This window comes from Burkholderia perseverans (assembly GCF_022870505.1).
Taxonomy (GTDB): Bacteria; Pseudomonadota; Gammaproteobacteria; order Burkholderiales; family Burkholderiaceae; genus Burkholderia; species Burkholderia plantarii.
In genome coordinates this window covers 690,232-706,547 of record NZ_CP045094.1, presented here as the reverse complement: position 1 = coordinate 706,547, position 16,316 = coordinate 690,232, and the positions used below count along the sequence as shown (strand labels likewise).

Annotated in this window: 9 protein-coding genes; 5 read left to right on the top strand and 4 right to left on the bottom strand. The window is 71.5% G+C overall.

Features of this window, described 5'->3' with window-relative positions:
* Positions 1-11: 11 nt before the first annotated feature.
* Positions 12-1,079, bottom strand: a complete 1,068-nt coding sequence (gene hemH, locus BpN12_RS17745; protein ID WP_246796808.1) for a ferrochelatase — start codon at positions 1,077-1,079, stop codon at positions 12-14.
* A 146-nt stretch (positions 1,080-1,225) separates the two neighbouring features.
* Positions 1,226-2,248, bottom strand: a complete 1,023-nt coding sequence (hrcA, locus tag BpN12_RS17740) for a heat-inducible transcriptional repressor HrcA (protein WP_070108268.1) — start codon at positions 2,246-2,248, stop codon at positions 1,226-1,228.
* A 122-nt stretch (positions 2,249-2,370) separates the two neighbouring features.
* On the opposite strand from hrcA, the gene BpN12_RS17735 reads away from it, so the two are divergent.
* The gene (locus BpN12_RS17735; RefSeq protein WP_042623921.1) at positions 2,371-3,273 is read left to right on the top strand and encodes an NAD kinase; all 903 of its coding nucleotides are present in this window, start codon (positions 2,371-2,373) and stop codon (positions 3,271-3,273) included.
* A gap of 19 nt (positions 3,274-3,292) precedes the next feature.
* On the top strand, positions 3,293-4,942 hold the full coding sequence (gene recN / locus BpN12_RS17730) for a DNA repair protein RecN (RefSeq protein ID WP_246796806.1): 1,650 nt from the start codon (positions 3,293-3,295) through the stop codon (positions 4,940-4,942).
* A 190-nt stretch (positions 4,943-5,132) separates the two neighbouring features.
* Here recN and BpN12_RS17725 read toward each other — a convergent pair whose 3' ends face one another.
* Positions 5,133-5,999 (bottom strand): DUF7164 domain-containing protein, encoded by an 867-nt coding sequence (locus tag BpN12_RS17725; RefSeq protein WP_246796805.1) that lies wholly within the window; start codon positions 5,997-5,999, stop codon positions 5,133-5,135.
* Between the two features lie 192 nt (positions 6,000-6,191).
* Positions 6,192-9,035 (bottom strand): bifunctional [glutamate--ammonia ligase]-adenylyl-L-tyrosine phosphorylase/[glutamate--ammonia-ligase] adenylyltransferase, encoded by a 2,844-nt coding sequence (gene glnE, locus BpN12_RS17720; protein ID WP_246796804.1) that lies wholly within the window; start codon positions 9,033-9,035, stop codon positions 6,192-6,194.
* Positions 9,036-9,330: 295 nt separating this feature from the next.
* Between glnE and BpN12_RS17715 the strand changes: the two genes are divergently transcribed.
* The 3 genes from BpN12_RS17715 (at position 9,331) to tldD (ending at position 16,006) form a co-directional block, all read left to right on the top strand.
* Positions 9,331-13,557 carry a YhdP family phospholipid transporter gene (locus BpN12_RS17715; protein WP_246796803.1) on the top strand — a complete coding sequence of 1,409 codons (4,227 nt, stop codon included), beginning with the start codon at positions 9,331-9,333 and terminating at the stop codon, positions 13,555-13,557.
* A 41-nt stretch (positions 13,558-13,598) separates the two neighbouring features.
* Entirely contained in the window at positions 13,599-14,438 is an 840-nt protein-coding gene (locus tag BpN12_RS17710; RefSeq protein ID WP_246796802.1) for a carbon-nitrogen hydrolase family protein, read from the top strand.
* 101 nt (positions 14,439-14,539) lie between these two features.
* Positions 14,540-16,006: a metalloprotease TldD gene (gene tldD, locus BpN12_RS17705; RefSeq protein ID WP_246796801.1), complete on the top strand. Its 1,467-nt coding sequence runs from the start codon at positions 14,540-14,542 to the stop codon at positions 16,004-16,006.
* Positions 16,007-16,316 lie beyond the last annotated feature (310 nt).

The window sequence follows — 16,316 nt, the reverse complement described above, 5'->3', positions numbered from 1 at the left end:
CCGGTCCGCCTTCATGCCGCCGCGTCGGCCGGCGCCGGCGCGCGCACCGGCCAGCCCTGCAGGTTCTCGGCCACGATCTGACCGAGCGCGTCGATCCAGGCCGGCGACGCGTTCAGGCACGGAATCCGGTGGAACGTGCCGCCGCCGCCGTGCAGGAACTCGTCGCGCACTTCCATGCCGATCTCCTCGATCGTCTCGAGACAGTCGGCCGTGAAGCCGGGGCAGAACACGTCGGCGCGCTTGACGCCGGCCGCGCCGAGCTCGCGCAGCGTCGGCGCCGTGTAGGGCTGCAGCCATTCGGCCTTGCCGAAGCGCGACTGGAACGTGACGCGGCATTCGAGCGTGGTCAGTTCGAGCGCCGCCATCAGCAGCGCGGCCGTCTGCTGGCACTGGTCGTGATAGGGGTCGCCGAGATCGAGCGTGCGCTTGGGCACGCCGTGGAAGCTCAGCACCAGCTTGTCGCCGGCCGCGAAATCGGGGCGCCCGTGCTCGGCCCAGTAATGGCGGACCTGCTCGGCGAGCGCGTGGATGTAGGCGGGATGGTCGGCGTAGTGGCGCAGCGTGCGGACTTCGAGCTGGTTGCGCATGCGGCCGAGCGCGGCGAACGCCGCGTCGAACGCGGTGGCCGTGGTCGACGACGAATACTGCGGATACATCGGCATCAGCAGCACGCGCTCGGTGCCGGCGCGCTTCAGCTGGCCGAGCACGGTGCCGATGTCGGGCGTGCCGTAGCGCATCGCGTAGTCGATCAGCACCTGGTAGCCGTTCGCGGCGAACAGCGGGCGCAGGCCTTCGACCTGCCGCTCGGTGAACACGCGCAGCGGCGAGCCTTCCGGCATCCAGACCGAGCGGTATTTCTTCGCCGAGGCGCGCGAGCGGAACGGCAGGATCAGCCCGCGCAGGATCGGCTGCCAGGCGATGGCCGGGATTTCGACGACACGGGGATCGGACAGGAACTGCGCGAGGTAGCGCCGCACCGCGCCCGGCGTCGGTTCGTCGGGCGTGCCGAGATTGACGAGCAGGACGGCAACGCGATGCGCCGCGGCGTGTTGCGACGGCGGTTCGAGATCAAAACGCATGAACGGGGGTGGGCCTGGGCACCGGATCGAACGATCCTCATTATAGCGACGGCGCCGCGGCGCGACCGGTGCCGCCCCAATGACCCCGACGCGCGCATTGACAAGGCCGGGCGGCCCGTGCCGCCAGTCGCGGCGCTGCTGCCGGATTATTGCTGACTCAGCGTCAGCGACAGCAGGCGCGCGGTGATGTCGACGATCGGGATCACGCGGTTGTAGGCCATCCGGGTCGGCCCGATCACGCCGAGCGTGCCGACGATCTTGCCGTTGACCTCGTAGGGCGCCGTCACCACGCTCATTTCGTCGATCGGCACCAGCGTCGATTCCCCGCCGATGAAGATCTGCACGCCCTGCGCGTGGCTCGACACGTCGAGCAGTTGCAGCAGGCTCGTCTTCTGGTCGAATACGTCGAACAGCTTGCGCAGCCGCGCCATGTCCGACGACAGGTCGGCCACCTCGAGCAGGTTGCGCTCGCCCGAGATCAAGAGCGTGTCCTCGTCGTCGGAGGTCTCGGTGCTGGCCGTGACGGCCGCGTGCATCAGCGCCGTCATGTCGCCGCGCAGCGCGTCGATTTCCTCGCGCAGGCGGCGCCGCACCTCGTCGAACGACAGCCCGGCGAAATTGGCGTTGATGTAGTTCGAGGCCTCGGTCAGCTGCGACGACGAATAATCGCGCTGGGTCGCCATCATGCGGTTCTGCACGTCGCCCTCGGGCGTCACGATGATCAGCAGGATGCGCTTGTCCGACAGCCGCATGAACTCGATCTGCTTGAACACGTGGCTGCGGCGCGGCGTCAGCACCACGCCGGCGAACTGCGAGAGGTTCGACAGCACGCTGGCCGCGGCCGCCACCACCTTCTGCTGCGGCTCGCCCGCCTGCAGCGTGGTCTGCACGAGCCGCGTCACGGCCGCGTCGTCGATCGGCGACTCCACGCTCAGCAGCGTGTCGACGAACATCCGGTAGCCGCGCGGCGTCGGCACGCGGCCGGCCGAGGTGTGCGGGCTCGACACGAGGCCGAGTTCCTCCAGGTCGGACATCACGTTGCGGATCGTGGCCGGGCTCAGTTCGAGACCGGAATACCGGGACAACGTGCGCGAGCCGACCGGCTGACCGTCGGCGATATACCGTTCGATCAGGGTCTTGAGGAGGGTTCGGGCGCGGGGATCTAACATGACGGAAAATTCTAGCGCAACCGGGCGGCGCCCGCGAGATTTCCGGCGCCCGCCCCGCCCGTCCTGCTCCCCGGCCGCTCGGCCGGTTCCTTTTCGTCATCCAGCTATGGTGTAATGCCGGCATGAAAACCGGTAACCTGTTCCAGACCGTCGCGCTCGTCGGGCGCAGCAACACGCCCGGCATCGCCGAACCGCTCGCCGCGCTCGCCGCCGCCATCACGCAGCGCGGGCTCGAGGTCGTGTTCGAGGCCGAAACGGCGCGCGAATACGGCATCGACGGCCACCCGGCGCTCACGCCGAGCGAGATCGGCGCGCGCGCCGATCTCGCGATCGTGCTCGGCGGCGACGGCACGATGCTCGGCATCGGCCGCCAGCTCGCGCCCTACCGGACGCCGTTGATCGGCATCAACCACGGCCGGCTCGGCTTCATCACCGACATTTCCGCCTCGGAGATGCTCGAACTCGTGCCGCAGATGCTGTCGGGCAGCTTCGAGCGCGAGGAACGCACGCTGCTCGAGGCGCGCATCGTGCGCGACGGCGAACCGATCTATCACGCACTCGCGTTCAACGACGTGGTGGTGAACCGCAGCGGCTTCTCCGGCATGGCCGAGCTGCGCGTGTCGGTGGACGGCCGCTTCATGTACAACCAGCGCTCGGACGGCCTGATCGTCGCCACCCCGACCGGCTCGACGGCCTACGCGCTGTCCTCGGCCGGGCCGATCCTGCACCCGCAGCTGCAGGGCATCGTGCTGGTGCCGATCGCGCCGCACGCGCTGTCGAACCGCCCGATCGTGCTGCCCGACGACGTCAAGGTCGGCATCCAGATCATCGGCGGGCGCGACGTCAACGTGAACTTCGACATGCAGTCGTTCACCGCGCTGCAGCTGAACGACACGATCGAGGTGCGGCGCTCGCGGCACACCGTGCCGTTCCTGCATCCGGTCGGCTACAGCTATTACACGACGCTGCGCAAGAAGCTGCACTGGAACGAACATCCGTCGCACGACGACGACCCGGAATCCTGACGCGGCCGCGCCCGACATCATGCTTCGTCATCTCTCGATCCGCGACTTCGTCATCGTCGCCCGGCTCGACCTCGAATTCGATACCGGCTTCACCGTGTTCTCGGGCGAGACCGGCGCCGGCAAGTCGATCCTGATCGACGCGCTGGCGCTCGCGCTCGGCGAGCGCGCCGACGCCAGCGTGGTGCGCGCCGGCTGCCAGCGCGCCGACATCACCGCCGAATTCACGCCGCACGACCGCGTCGCGCAATGGCTCGAGGCGCACGCGTTCGACGCCGACGACAGCGTGATGCTGCGCCGCGTGATCGACGCGAACGGCCGCTCGCGCGCGTTCATCAACGGCACCAGCGCGACGCTGTCGCAACTGCGCGAGCTGGGCGAGATGCTGGTGGACGTCCACGGCCAGCACGCGCACCAGCTGCTGATGCGGCCCGACGCGCAGCGCGAGCTGTTCGACACGCACGCCGGGCTCGCCGCCGAGGCCGCGGTGGTGGCGCGCGGCTGGCGCGCGTGGCGCGACGCGCTGCAGAAGATCGAGGCCGCGCAGGTCCACGAACGCGAGCTGCAGCTCGAACGCGAGAAGCTCGCCTGGCAGCTCGCCGAACTCGACAAGCTCGCGCCGCAGCCCGGCGAATGGGACGAGGTGAACGCCGAGCACGGCCGCCTCACGCATTCGGCGAGCCTGATCCGCGGCGTGCAGGGCGCGCTGCTCGCGATCTCCGAATCCGACGACGCGCTGCTGCGGCAGCTCGGCGGCGTGATCTCGAAGGTGCGCCAGCTGGCCTCGATCGATCCGACGCTCAACGACGTGCTGGCCGCGCTCGATCCGGCCGAGATCCAGCTGCGCGAGGCCGGCTATTCGCTGTCGCACTACGCGCAGCGGCTCGAACTCGATCCGGAGCGGCTCGCGCAGGTGGAAGTGCGGCTCGACGCGCTGCACACGGCCGCGCGCAAGTTCCGGCTGCCGCCCGACACGCTGCACGACGAACACATGGCGCGCCGCGAGCAGCTCGCCGCGCTCGACGCGGCGGCCGATCTCAGCGCGCTCGAGGACGCGGCCGAGCGCGCGAAGCAAACCTACCTGGCCGACGCGCGCGCGCTGTCCGAGGCACGCGCGCAGGCCGCCGGCGCGCTCGGCGCGGCGGTCACGGCCGCGATGCAGGAACTGTCGATGGCGGGCGGCAGCTTCGACGTGACGCTGGTGCCGCTGGCCGAAGGCGGCGCGCACGGGCTGGAGCAGATCGAATTCCGCGTGGCGGGCCACCCAGGCGTGCCGCCGCGGCCGCTCGCGAAGGTCGCCTCGGGCGGCGAACTCGCGCGCATCAGCCTCGCGCTGGCGGTGATCGCGAGCGCCGCGAGCCTCACGCCGACGCTGATCTTCGACGAAGTGGACACCGGCATCGGCGGCGGCGTGGCCGAGGTGGTCGGGCGGCTGCTGCACCAGCTCGGCCGCGACCGGCAGGTGCTCTGCGTCACGCACCTGCCGCAGGTGGCCGCGCGCGGCGATCATCATTTCCAGGTCGCGAAGGGGCTCGACGCGGCCGGCGGCACGGTCTCGACCGTCACGCCGCTCGACCGCGCGAGCCGCGTCGAGGAAGTCGCGCGGATGCTCGGCGGGCTCGAGATCACGGCCACCACGCGCAAGCACGCGAAGGAGATGCTGGCGGCCTGACCAGCCGGGGCGCGGCGGCGCGGGCCGGGCGCGAGGATTGGCCGGCGGCGCGGCGCGCGTGGTCCGATCCGCCCGCCGGCGCGCGTCGCGAACGCCGTGGCCCGCTATTCCAGGCGTTCTCCCCGGGGTTCTCCCCCTGATCACCCGCCGATCGCCCGAGCCACGCGCTCCCGCCCTGCCGCGCCGCCGCTCAGCCGGCGGCCGCCCTGATCGCGTCCAGGTCCGCGAGCGCGAGCCAGTGGCAATAGCCGCCCAGCGTGGTCCGGTCGATCGTGGCCGGATCGATCTGCGCGTAGTCGCCGTTGCGGAACGCGTGCTTCGAGAAATACTCTTCGATGTGCCATGCGTGGATGTGCAGCACGTCGTCGCCGAGCCGGCGCGAGGCGTGCGGGAAATGATCGAGCAGGCCGAGCGTGCAGCGCTGCGGATAGGTCTGGCGCAGCGCCAGTTCGCCCGCGTACAGGGTCAGCACGTTCTTGCACCAGCCCGGCCACTCGCCCGGGTCCGCGGCGAATTCCTCGGCGAGCAGCCGTTGGCAATAGGCAAGCTGCGCGAGCAGGAACGCGCCGACCATCTCGCTCGGCCCGAACACCGACGCGCCCACGTTGTGCAGCCCCGAATGCGGAAACCCCCAGCGCTCGCTGCACTCCACCAGCTTGCGGCGCACCGCGTCCTGGTAGGCATAGGCGCCGAAGCCGAAGCAAAGGCCCGACGGCACGAAGCGCGCGAAGGCCGGCGTGACGAACGTGTCGCAATCGGTCTTCAGCACCACGTCGAACGCCGCGCAGGCGTCGAGCACGTCGGGCGCGCAGAGGTTCGCCACCGAGTTGATGTAGGGATAGCCGGCCCATTCGGCGTGCCGGTCGGCGTAGGGCGCCGCCGCGATCGTGATCAGGCGCGGGTCGGCCGGCAGATGGCCGAGCGCGTCGGGATGGCAGACGGCGATCAGCGCGCCGTCGTCGAGCGCCCGCGCGTGGAGCAGGCTTTTGTACAGCCAGAAGAACTCCTCGATCATCCGGCTGTTGTGGTCCACATAAACGAGGATCGCCTTTTTCATCGCAGTGCCGGCCCGGAGCTTGGACCGCTGCATCGTATCACCGGGCCGCGGCGATCTCCATGCGTGCCGGCCCGGCGCGGGCGCGGCGGCGCACACGGCAACGCGCCATGCCATGAGCGCGGGCCGCCACGGCCCGGCGCACCGCGGCTGCCTGGCGGCCCGGCCGCTGCCGCGAGCCGGCCGGCGGCCCGCTCAGCCTTGCGGATCGGCCGCCGTCGCGGCCGGCGCCACGCCGCCGAACACGCGCTGCCACAGCGCCAGCACGGCCGCGCGCTCGGCGGCCACCGTCTCGCCCGGCACGCGCGCCTTCTCCATCCCGTCGAGCCGCAACTGGTGCTGGCGCTTGCGGTAGCGCCGGTAGGCGGCGCCCACCGTCTCGGCCTCGGTATCGTCCATCAGCCCCAGGTGCGCCACCTCGCGCAGCAGCGCGATGTTGCCGGTGTTGCGGATCAGCTCCGGATCGCGCGCCGCGTGCAGCAGCACCCAGTACTGGACGATGAACTCGATGTCCACCATGCCGCCGCGATCGTGCTTGAGGTCGAACAGCTCGCCATGGTTCGGATGGCCGGCCGCCACCTTGTCGCGCATCCCGACGATCTCGCGCGCGAGCAGCTCGCCGTCGCGCGGCGTGGTCAGCACCTGCTCGCGGATCGCCTCGAACGCGGCGCCGATCCGTGCGTCGCCGGCGCTGAAGCGCGCGCGCGTCAACGCCTGATGCTCCCAGACCCAGGCGGTGTTGGCGCCGTCGCCCTCGCGCAGCTGATAGCGGCGGAACGCGTCGAGGTCGGTGACGAGCAGCCCGGCCTCGCCGTTGGGCCGCAGCCGCAGGTCGAGATCGAACAGCGCGCCCGCGCCGGTGGCGGTGGTGAGCCACGTGATCAGGCGGCGCGTGTAGGTGGTATAGACGTCGGCCGCGCGGTCGTCGGGATCGTCGTAGAGGAAGATCACGTCGAGGTCCGACGCGTAGCCGAGCTCCTTGCCGCCGAGCTTGCCGTAGGCGATCACGGCGAAGCGCGGCGCGTCGCGATGGCGCTTGGCGAGCTGCGACCAGACCACCTCGAGCGTGACGTCGAGCACCGCGTCGGCAAGTTCCGAAAGCCGGTCGCTGACATGCTCGACCGACAGCTTGCCGGCCAGATCGATCAGCAGGATCCGGAACACCTCGGCGTGCTGCGCGTGCCGCAGCAGGTCCATCTGCTGCTCCATGCCGTCGGCCGCCGCGAGCCGCGCGCGCAGCGAGGCCTTGAACGCGGGCCAGTCGAACGGGCTCGCGATCGCCTCGTCGTCGAGCAGCTCGTCGAGCAGCTGCGGATGGCGAATCAGGTAGCCGCCGCCCCAGCGCGTCGCGCCGAGCACCGACAGCACGCGCTCGAGCGCGGCCGGGTATTCGGTCAGCAGCGCCAGATAGGCGCCGCGCCGGCCCACCGTCTCGAGCAGGTCGAAGAAGCGGATGATCGTGTCGTCGCGATGCGCGGCGTCGATGCCGGCGGCCGCGTCGAGCGCGCGCTGCGCGACGCGGTCGAAGCGCTGCCGGCTGCTCTCGGGCAGCCCCGCGTAGCGCGACGACTGCCAGACCGCACGCAGCCGCGCCAGCACGGCGGCCGGCGTCACGAAGCCGAGCCCCGCGAGACGCGCGGCGAGCGCGTCGTCCTCGCCGTCGTCGGCCAGCGCGCCGCTCCAGATCCAGGCGGCGGCATCGTCGTCGGCGCCGTTGCCGTTGCCGTTGCCGCCGTTGCCGTTCGCCTCGCCGGGCCGGTTCGAGAAGATCTGGTCGAACTGCGCCTCGACGAACCCGCGGTGCCGGTCCAGCTCGGCGACGAGCGCCGCGTAGTCGGCGTGGCCGAGCGAGGCCGCCAGCGCCGCGCGGTCCTCGGGATCGACCGGCATCGCGTGGGTCTGCGCGTCGTTGCGATACTGCAGCCGGTGCTCGATCGTGCGCAGCAGCCGGTACGCCTCGGCGAAACGCTCGGCCACCTCGGCCGCGATCAGCCCGCGCTCGGTGGCATGGGCCAGCACCGCGAGCGTCGGACGAATCCGGAAGCCCGCGTCCTGGCCGCCGCGGATCAACTGGAACACCTGCGCGCTGAACTCGATCTCGCGAATCCCGCCGCGCCCGAGCTTGATGTCGTCGGCCTTGTCGGGACGCATCGTGGCGCGGCGCTGCGCCTCCTGGCGAATCTGCCGGTGCAGCTCCCGGATCGCGCCGATCACGCCGAAATCGAGATAACGACGGTAAACGAACGGCTTGACGATCGCGTCGAGTTGCGCGGCGAGCCGCTGCGCGGCCTCGCTGGCCGGCTCCGAGACGAGCCGCCCCTTGATCCACGCATAGCGCTCCCACTCGCGCCCCTGCACGTAGAAGTATTCCTCCAGCATGCCGAGGCTGCAGACCAGCGGGCCGGAATCGCCGTTCGGGCGCAGCCGCATGTCGACGCGGAACACGTAGCCGTCGGCGGTGGTGTCCGACAGCACGCCGATCAGGCGCCGGCCCAGGCGCGTGAAGTATTCCTGGGTGGCGAGGCCCGCGCGCGTGCCGCCGGTGGTTTCGCCGTCGTCCTCGTAGACGAAGATCAGGTCGATGTCGGACGAGACGTTCAGCTCGCGCCCGCCCAGCTTGCCCATGCCGACCACGCCGAGCGCGAGCCGCTCGCCGGCCGGCCCGTGCGGCTCGCCGTAGAGCGCCTCGAGCTCGGCCGACAGCACCGCGAGCGAGCGCTGGATCGCGATCTCGGCCAGGTCGGTCATCGCCGCCGTGACTTCGGCGACGTCGGCCGCGCCGGCCAGATCGCGCTCGGCGACGGCGCCGAACACCTCGATGCGCAGCTGGCGCAGCGCGCGGCGCAGCGCCTCCTCGCCCGGCGCGCCCGCCGGCGAGGCCGCCGCCAGCAGCTCGCCCAGGCGCGCGTCGATCGCCTCGCGCGTGAGCGGCGCGGCAGCGGTGTCGGCGATGCGCGCGGCGAGTTCGGGGCGCGCGGCGACGGCGCGGGCCAGATAGCGGGAATAAGCGGTGCTGAGCAAGGCGTTGGCGTCGGTCATGGCGGCGGCGCGCGAAGCGCGGGAACGGGGCACGAGGAACGGAGCACGAGGCGGGACGAAACGCGACGCGGAACTCCGCTGCCAGCGCGGCGCGGACCGGCCGGCGAACCGGCGGGACAGCGGCCGGAATCGCGACCGGAACCTCGGCCGGGCCACCATCCGGCGACAACCAGCCGGCGCCGCGCGCGGTGCCGCGGGGAAGTCCGGATGCCGGCCGAACGGCCGCCGGACCGGACCCCTGTGTTACATTTCAACGTCGATTCGCAACGCTACCATATCCCCGCCCGTCCGCCGCATGCCCGACCGTCAGGAATCCGCCGCCAGCAGTCCAGAAGCCGGACCTCCCAGGCACGATCACCCGGTCCTGCGGCGCGTTTGCCGTGTGGTGCTGATTAGCGGCGCAACGATCTACTTCGTCGCCGCGAGCGCCTACCTCGGCCTGCGCTACGCGCTGCTGCCGCAGGTCGACCGGCTGCGCCCGCGCATCGAATCGTTCGTCTCCGACAAGCTCCACGCCGAAGTCCGGATCGGCCGCCTCGCGCCGCACTGGTCCGGCATGCAGCCCGGCGTGGACGTGACCGCGCTGACCATCCGCGGCAAGGACGGCACCCTCGCGCTGACGATTCCGCACGCCACGGCCGCGATCGCCTGGGCTTCGCTGGCGCACCTTGCCCCGACGCTCTCGAGCCTCGTGGTCGACGCGCCGGACCTGCTGATCGAGCGCAACCGCGACGGCACGCTGATGATCGCCGGCGTGGCGGTGCCCACCACCCGCAAGAGCGGCAACGACGCGTTCAGCACCTGGCTGCTGCGCCAGCAGGCGATCGTGCTGCGCGGCGGCACGCTGCGCTGGCGCGATGCGCAGCGCAACGCGCCCGAACTGACGCTGACCGGCATCCGGCTCGCCGTGCTCAACGACGGCCTGGTCCACCGGCTGGCGCTGCAGGCGCCGGCCAACGACACGCTGTTCGCCGGCCCGCTCGATTTCCGCGCGCGCTTCACGCACCGCGCGCTCGGCGCGATCGGCCGGCCCGCCAACTGGACCGGCGACGCCTACCTGTCGACCGGCCCGGTCGACCTGCCGACGCTCGCGCGCTACCTGCCGGTGCCGCTCACGGCCTACGCGGGGCGCATCGACAACACCATCTGGCTCGGCTTCCAGGACGGGCGCCTGCGCGACGCGCACGGCACGCTCAGCGGCGCCGACGTCGCGCTGCGCGTGCGGCCCACCCAGCCGCGGCTCGACATGCCGATGGCGAACTTCGGCTGGGATCTCGCGCTCGATCCCGGCCGCGACTACACGCTGAACCTCACGAACCTGCACGCCGAGCTGGGCCAGCCGCCGCTCGACGACGGCACGCCGCTGTCGCGCGCGCTCGCGTTCACGACGCTGACCGCGCGCTACCGCGCGCCCGATGCCACCCACGGCCAGCTGATCCAGGTGGCCGGCGACCGTGTCGATCTCGGCATCCTCGCCGAGTTCGTGCGCGGCTTGCCGCTGCCGGCGCGGTTTCGCAACGCGCTGGTGCGCACCGATCCGCGCGGCCTGATCGCGAATTACGTGATGGAGGCCGAGCGCGCGCCGCCGGGCCGCGCCGAACTGGCCGGCGACGAGACCGCCCACGCCGCGCCGATCGTGCGCTACCGGATGTCGGGCGACCTGCAGGGCATCAGCTTCGAGGCGCAGGAGCCGGGGCCGGGCCTCTCGCCGCGCGGGCATCCGCGCGCCGGCGTGCCGGGCTTCGAGAACCTGTGGGGCCACGTCGACGCGAACGAGCACGCGGGCGAAGCGCGCATCGACACCGTCCGTGCCGCCGTCACGGTACCCGGCGTGTTCGCCGATCCGCGGCTCACCTTCGACCGGCTGCGCGCGCAGACCTCGTGGACCCTTACGCATGTACCCGGCGAGCCGCGCCCGCGCGTCGACGTGAAGGTGCCGCTGCTCTACGTGGCCAACCCCGACGCCGAGATCACCGTCGCCGGCGGCTACTCGAACCCGGGCCACGGGCGCGGCTCGCTCGACCTGAAGGCCGAGTTCGGCCGCGCGGCGGTCGCGCGCATCGTGCGCTACCTGCCGACCAGCATGTCCGACCACCTGCACCAGTATCTCGGCCATGCGCTGCAGGCGGGCACCGTCTCGAAGGGCGCGACGATCGTCGCGAAAGGCCCGCTCGAAACGTTCCCCTACGAACACGCGCCGCACGACGGCGTGTTCCACATCGTCGCGCCGTTCACGGGCGGGCGCTTCGAGCCGACGCCGCAGCCGCCGCGCAAGCTCGCCAACGGCACGCCGAGCGTGTGGCCCGCGCTCGACGGCATCAGCGGCGTGTTCGAACTCGAGCAGAACAAGCTGCGCTTCGACATCCCGCGCGCGCACTACAAGCGCGTGCAGCTGAGCGGCGTGAGCGGCCGGATCGCCGACCTCGGCAAGCCGGCGCAGTCGCCGCTCGTGATCGTGGGCCGCGCGCACGGCCCGCTCGCCGACCTGATCGACTACGCGAACCACAGCGCGCTGGGCGGCATGAGCCATCACCTGGGCGAGCGCGTCACGGCGCAGGGGCCGGCCTCGCTCGCGCTGAAGCTGACGGTCCCGCAGCGCGCCGCGCACAGCCACACGCAGGTGGAAGGCGCGCTCGCGTTCGGCGACAACGCGCTCGCCGCGGACGGCCTGCCGCCGCTGTCGCAGCTGCGCGGCACGATCCGCTTCACGCAGCAGAGCGCGGCGCTCGACCGGCTCTCGGCGCGCCTGCTCGGCGGCGACGTCCATGCCGACGGCAACTACCGCCGCAACGGCGGCTACGCGCTCGACGTGAACGGCCGGATCGCCGTCGATTCGGCGCGCGGGCTGAACCTGCGCGGGCCGGCCGCCGCGCTGCTCGGGCGCGTGGTCGGCGACGCGCCGTACCGGCTCTCGGTGCGCGGCGCGAAAGGCGCGCCGCCCCAGATCGACGCCTCGTCGGACCTGACCGGGCTCGCGCTCGATTTCCCCGCGCCGTTCACCAAGCCGGCCGGCACGCCGATGCCGTTCAGCTTCACGCTGGCGCCGCTCGCGCCCGAGGACGGTCGCACGCTCGAACAGGCCGACCTCGCGCTCGGCCCGGTCGCCGCGCACTACGTGCTCGACGCCACGCACGGCGAGCCGCTGCGCGCGGTGCGCGGCTCGCTCGGCATGAACCGCCTGCCGGACCTGCCGCGCGACGGCGTGACGGCGGCCGTGGATGCCTCCGAACTCGATGCCGACGCGTGGCTCGCGTTCGCGAAGACGCTGCGCGCGACGCCGGCCGCCCCGGCAACGCCAGCCCCGGCTCCATCGCCCGGGCCGGCGGCGCCCGCCGCCACGCGCGTCGATCTGGCGAGCTTCGCGCCGAAGCGCTTCGCGCTGCACTTCGGCCGGCTGAAGCTGCTCAAGCGCAATTGGGAAAACGTGATCGTCGGCGCCTCGCACGTCGACGATCTCTGGCAGGCCAACGTCGCCTCGAACCAGGTCTCCGGCTATCTGTCGTGGGCGCCGCCGGTGCCGGGCCAGACCGGCGCCGGGGTGCTGAACGCGCGGCTCGCGAAGCTGATCGTGCCCGACAGCGCCGACCATGATCTGGTGGGCCGTGCGATGGACCTGCCGACCAGCCGCGCGATGCCGTCGATCGACCTGGTGGTCGACCAGGTGGTGGCGCGCGGCCACGACATCGGCCGGCTGCAGGTCAACGCGCACAACTTCAGCGAGAACGGCATCCCGGTCTGGCAGCTCGACCGGTTCGAACTCGCGAACCCGGCCGCGAAGCTGACCGCGACCGCGAACTGGCGCACCTCGAAACGCGCGATCGCGCTCGGCGCCGACGAGGACGACGCGCCGCGCCGCACGGTGTTCGACTTCAAGCTCGCGATCGACGACGCCGGCGCCCTGCTCGACCGGGTCGGCCTGCCGCGCACCATCGCCGACGGCCGCGGCACGCTGCAAGGCAAGGTCGGCTGGCGCGGCGGCCCCACCGCGATCGACTATCCGACGCTCGACGGCCGGCTCTCGCTCGATCTCGCGCACGGCCAGATCCTCAAGGTCGATCCGGGCGCGGCCAAGCTGCTCGGCGTGCTGAGCCTGCAGGGCCTCGCGCGCTTCCTCACGCTCGACTTCCGCGACGTGATCGGCAAGGGCCTGCCGTTCGACTCGATCGAAGGCACCAGCCGCATCAACGACGGCATCGCCACCACCGACGACTTCCGCATGGCGACCGCGCCGGCCCGCGTGACGGTGAAGGGCTCGGTGGACCTGGCGCGCGAGACCCAGGACCTGCACGCGCACATCGCGCCGAAGGTCAGCGCGAGCGCGGCGGCGGTCGGCGCGGCGGTGGTCAACCCGCTGCTCGGGCTCGGCGTGCTGGCCGCGAACCTCGCGCTGTCGCAGACGCTCGCGCACGCGTTCGCGTTCGACTACGCGATCACCGGCTCGTGGGCGCACCCGCGGATTCAGCGGGTCGCGGACGATCGGGGTAAGATGGACCGCACGCCCGCCGACGCCGTCCGTCCCTGACGGCACGGGACGCACCCCTTTTTCACGTCCGACGACCTCCGATGACCGACCGATCCGATCGCCTCACCCCGTTGACGGTCGCCGCCCTGCAGACGGTCAGCTCGCCCGATCCCGCCCGCAACCTGGACGAGGCGGGCCGGCTGGTCGCCGAGGCGGCCGCGCTCGGCGCGAAGCTCGTGCTGCTGCCCGAATACTTCTGCTTCATGGGCCAGCGCGACACCGACAAGCTCGCGCTCGCCGAGCCCTATCAGGACGGCCCGATCCAGCGCTTCCTCGCCGACTGCGCGCGCCGCCACGGCGTCTGGCTGATCGGCGGCACGCTGCCGCTGGCCGCGCCGGAGCCGTCGCGCGTGCTGAACACCTCGCTGGTGTTCGATCCCGAGGGGCGCGAATGCGCGCGCTACGACAAGATCCATCTGTTCAGCTTCGAGAAGGACGGCGAATCGTTCGACGAGGCCCGCACGATCCGCCCCGGCGGCACCGACGCCTCGGCGGTACGCAGCTTCGAGGCGCCGTTCGGCCGGGTCGGCCTGTCGGTCTGCTACGATCTGCGCTTTCCGGAGCTGTATCGCCGCCTCGGCGACTGCGCGCTGATCGTCGTGCCGTCCGCGTTCACGTACACCACCGGCCGCGCGCACTGGGAAACGCTGCTGCGCGCCCGCGCGATCGAGAACCAGTGCTACGTGCTCGCCGCCGCGCAGGGCGGACGCCATGAGAACGGCCGGCGCACCTGGGGGCACAGCATGCTGGTGGACCCGTGGGGCGAGATCGTCGCCGTGCGCGACGAAGGCCCCGGCGTGGTGGTGGGCACGGTCGATCCGGCGCGCATCGCCGAGGTCCGCCAGAGCCTGCCCGCCTGGCGCCACCGCGTGCTTGACTGAGATACGCCACGAGGCCGCTTGATCCGCTCCGACCCGACACACCGCGACACACCGACGACTGACCCGACTCCGCTCAAAGCAACCCCGATACCCGACACCGCATGAACATCATCGAACCCGGCATCCGCAATCTCGCCCTCGCGAAGGACATCCTGCTCACGCCGTATGGCCTCGACGAAACGCTGCTCACGCGCACGCTCGCCGACATCTTCACGCATCGCGTCGACTACGCGGACCTGTACTTCCAGGCGACCCGCAGCGAAGCGTGGAGCCTCGAGGAAGGGATCGTGAAGTCGGGCAGCTTCAGCATCGACCAGGGCGTCGGCGTGCGGGCCGTGGCCGGCGAGCGCACCGCGTTCGCCTACTCGGACGACCTCTCGCCCGAGGCGATCCGCCAGGCCGCCAGCGCCACCAAGGCGATCGCGGCCGCGGGCGGCGGGCGCCGCAAGATCCAGGTCGCCTCGTCGCTGACCGGTGTGTCGGGGCGCGACCTGTACCTGCCGTCCGACCCGCTCGCCTCGCTCGACGCCACCGCCAAGGTCAAGCTGCTCGAACGCATCGAGCAGATGGCGCGCGGCCGCGACCCGCGCATCACGCAGGTGATGGCGGGCCTCGCAGGCGAATACGACGTGGTGCTGGTGGCGCGCAGCGACGGCGCGCTGGCCGCCGACATCCGCCCGCTGGTGCGCGTCTCGGTGACGGTGATCGCCGAGCAGGACGGGCGCCGCGAGATCGGCTCGGGCGGCGGCGGCGGCCGCTTCGACTACGGCTACTTCAGCGACGAGGTGCTGTCGCGCTACGTGGACGACGCGGTCCACGCCGCGCTCGTCAACCTCGACGCACGCCCGGCGCCGGCCGGCGCGATGACGGTGGTGCTCGGCTCGGGCTGGCCCGGCGTGCTGCTGCACGAGGCGATCGGCCACGGCCTCGAGGGCGACTTCAACCGCAAGGGCTCGTCGGCGTTCGCCGGGCGCATCGGCGAGCGCGTCGCCGCCAAGGGCGTGACGGTAGTGGACGACGGCACGCTGCCGAACCGCCGCGGCTCGCTCAACATCGACGACGAAGGCAACCCGACCCAATGCACGACGCTGATCGAGGACGGGATCCTGAAGGGCTACATCCAGGACACGCTGAACGCGCGCCTGATGAAGATGCCGGTGACCGGCAACGCGCGTCGCGAATCGTACGCGGCGCTGCCGATGCCGCGCATGACCAACACCTACATGCTGAACGGCGACAAGGATCCGCAGGAAATCATCGCGTCGGTCAAGCACGGCCTCTACGCGGTGAACTTCGGCGGCGGCCAGGTGGACATCACCAACGGCAAGTTCGTGTTCTCGGCCTCCGAGGCCTACATGATCGAGAACGGCAAGGTGACCTACCCGGTGAAGGGCGCCACGCTGATCGGCAGCGGCCCCGAGTCGCTCAAGTACGTCAGCATGATCGGCAACGACATGAAGCTCGATTCGGGCGTCGGCGTGTGCGGCAAGGAAGGCCAGAGCGTGCCGGTGGGCGTCGGCCAGCCGACGCTGCGGATCGACTCGATGACGGTCGGCGGCACGGCCTGAACCCGGCCGGGCCATCACGCTGCGGTGCGGCAATTCCGCACCGCAGCGCAGGGATCCTGCGCTACAAAGGACACTTGCGCGGATAATCCGCGTTTTTCGCCTCCCCCGGTTGCATTGCACGTGCCGCCCGGGTATAAAGTTGACATCGCTCCAACGACGACACACCGCCCGATCATGTCCGCCAAGTTTTATTTTTACTTTTTCTGGTATCTCAGACCGCTGGCGGATCGAGAGGAGTGATAGCGCGCGACGCGCGAACCAAATTCCCAGAAAACCGCCGGCGAAGCCGGCGGTTTTTTTTCGTCCCGCC